The 1,308-nt window shown below is 51.4% G+C and carries 1 protein-coding gene; it reads left to right on the top strand.

All coding sequences use genetic code 11. The annotated features are described in order from the left end of the window. Window positions 1-59: 59 nt before the first annotated feature. Window positions 60-1,308: TRAP transporter substrate-binding protein (locus tag WA411_RS19045; protein ID WP_291910558.1), on the top strand; the 1,249-nt coding region annotated here is incomplete at its 3' end.

Genomic DNA, 1,308 nt, shown 5'->3' with positions numbered 1-1,308 from the left:
ACAGAGATAGTGATACGAGCATGCAGTTAAATAAAACCTGATAAAAAGGGGAAGTAATAATGACAAAAAACAAGACCTCAAAACATCAAATCGGCCGACGTAAATTCCTACAGCTCTCTGCAGTTTACGGAGCCACTTCGGTGATGGGAGCTATGTCGTTGATCGCGTTCGCGGGTGAAAAAGCCACCCCTGAGTTGCTTGAGGAGCAGGCGAAGCGGCTGGCTGGCGAGAAAGCCGGTTCTAGGAAGAAAGCCGAAGTCATCATCAGGATGGGCGTGTCAGGCGATAGCCCCAGCGTTCAGGAGCGAGGATTTCCAACAGGTTACTGGGAGTTTGCACGGGATCTGGAAGAACGAACAGACGGCCGCATCCAGGTCCAGGTATCAGGAGGTAACGCCACCTGTACTGAAATCACCTGTGCCCAGCGTTTTGCTACCGGAGCCCTGCCTGCCTTCGGCTCGTCTTCCCAAAATGCTGCATTGACATACCCATTTCTGTCGGCCGTGGATTTTCCGTTCCAATTCCCAAACAGAGCCAGCATGTACCACTTCTTGTACAGCAAAAAAGGGGATTCTCTGTACCGAAACGTATTGCGGGAAAAATTCGATTATGAGTTCCTCTGGGCCTTGCCGGAGGGCCGTGCAATCTTCCTAGGTAATGGCTGGAAAGATAGGCCCAATGCGCGAGTCCCTGATGACCTTCGGAATGCAAAAATTCGCGTAACGGCCAGCCCGATGGGCAGGATTGCCTTGGACCTGGCCGGAGCCAATCCCATTCCACTGGACTGGGCGGAAACCTATCAGGGACTCAACTCCGGCCTTATCGATGGAATGGAAAATTTTGCGTCCGCTGCCCCAGCTTTTGGAATGACCACCGCGTTATCTCAAATGATCAATTTGGAGCTGTTCTCAGGCTTTGAGCATGCGGCTATTAAAAGAAGCTTCCTCGACAAATTGCCGGACGACTTGAGAGAAGCGGTGATGGAATCCGCCTTCCATACCCAGCAGTGGGTTCAGAGAACACACGACAGGGCCCTTACAGAAACTGTTGGCCTAATGGACCCTCCACCGGAAGGAACCATTTTTCACGAAGACGAGGTTCGAGTAAACATTCTTACCGACGCTGAAAAACAAGAGTGGGTAGACCGATGCTCCCCGGAAACTCACCCGGCCGCTTATGAAGAGCAAAGGGAAAGAATAGCGTCCATCGCTGATGGAGTAGACGTCTACAGAGAGATTTATGACTTGGCTCGAGAGATCCCTAAAGACTTGGCGGCAATTGATGTTGTTCCACAACGATGGTGGAAAT

The sequence above is a fragment of the Marinobacter sp. CH_CUG1437-1 genome (assembly GCF_037029655.1).
GTDB lineage: Bacteria > Pseudomonadota > Gammaproteobacteria > Pseudomonadales > Oleiphilaceae > Marinobacter > Marinobacter salsuginis.
The sequence above is the reverse complement of the archived record's forward strand: the minus strand, read 5'-3'. Positions and strand labels throughout refer to the sequence as shown.